Source organism: Rhodococcus sp. 66b (assembly GCF_002076325.1).
Taxonomy (GTDB): Bacteria; Actinomycetota; Actinomycetes; order Mycobacteriales; family Mycobacteriaceae; genus Rhodococcus_F; species Rhodococcus_F erythropolis.
Genome location: NZ_MUZB01000057.1, coordinates 1 through 1,107, shown reverse-complemented (window position 1 = coordinate 1,107; position 1,107 = coordinate 1). Strand labels below are relative to the sequence as shown.

The 1,107-nt window shown below is 61.1% G+C and carries 2 protein-coding genes; one reads left to right on the top strand and one right to left on the bottom strand.

Annotated features, from left to right (window positions below; genetic code table 11):
- Window positions 1-174: 174 nt before the first annotated feature.
- Window positions 175-507 (bottom strand): MerR family transcriptional regulator, encoded by a 333-nt coding sequence (locus B0E55_RS31300; protein ID WP_080911181.1) that lies wholly within the window; start codon window positions 505-507, stop codon window positions 175-177.
- Between the two features lie 177 nt (window positions 508-684).
- Here B0E55_RS31300 and B0E55_RS31295 point away from each other — a divergent pair.
- A partial coding sequence (locus B0E55_RS31295) for an Hsp20/alpha crystallin family protein (RefSeq protein WP_080911180.1) occupies window positions 685-1,107 on the top strand: 423 nt, incomplete at its 3' end.

The following is a 1,107-nucleotide window of genomic DNA, read 5'->3' as shown; positions in this document are numbered from 1 at the left end:
TGTCGAGTTCGGTGGTGAGGGCCTCGGCGTCGACGGCATTCACCGAGACAGCGTCTGGGTCGGCTGGGATGGTTTGTTCGATGTAGTCGGCGCCGGGTGTCGCGTCGAGTGCTGCGCGAATGTGGTCGTGTTCCATGACGATGGTCCTTTCTCTGCTGGCGATCACGGTCGTTTCTATGTGTCGTGTGTGTTTTTCTGGCGTAGGTCGGCGTTGTCCGCGCGTAGCCGGGTGTTGTCGCGGCGTAGTAGGGCGGTGTTGTCCTCGAGTTCGAGGACTCGTTTGATGCCGACGAGGTTGATGCCGTCGGCGATCAGGTCCGCGATGCGGCCGAGGCGGGTGAGGTCGTCGTTGTTGTAGCGTCGTGTGCCGCCGCGGGTGCGGGTGGGGGTGATCAGGCCGTACTGTTCGTAGAGTCGCAGTGTGCCGGCGGTGAATCCGGAGAGTTCCGATGTCACTGAGATCGCGTACAGGCCAGGGGGTTCGGCGATAGTCGGGTTGCGCGCCATGATGGTCCTCCCATCCAAGAATTTTCCGATTGCAGCGTAGATCTGCCGGGAAATACTCTTGATCCGATGTGCGTTTGGTGATATACCAAATCTACAGCATCTACTGTAGAAGTGCGGTGGATGCGGTGGTGGTACTCAGTGAACGGTTCCAGAGATTTCTCCTGGAGGTGACCGAAAATGTTGATGCGCACCGATCCTTTCCGTGACCTCGACCGCCTGACCCGACAGCTGTTGGGTACTGCGTCGCAGCCGGCGGTGATGCCGATGGATGCCTGGCAGGAAGGTGAGCGGTTCGTCGTCGAGTTCGATCTTCCCGGCATGGATCCGGGTTCGCTCGATCTCGATGTGGACCGGAACGTGTTGACGGTGCATGCGGAGCGGCCGGTTCGTGGCGGGGAGGAGGAGATGATTGCGGCTGAGCGTCCGCGGGGTGTGTTCAGTCGTCAACTGTTTCTGGGCGAGAACCTCGACACCGAGAATATCGATGCCGGCTACGACGCTGGGGTGCTGAGGTTGACGATCCCGCTCGCGGAGCGGGCCAAGCCCCGCAAGATCGAGATCAGCAGCGCCGGGAACGGCAGTGGGAGCAGCAAGGAGGTG

What these genes read in the sequence shown, in the direction of transcription:
- B0E55_RS31300 (WP_080911181.1), bottom strand. Translation starts at nt 507, where the DNA reads ATGGCGCGCAACCCGACTATCGCCGAACCCCCTGGCCTGTACGCGATC.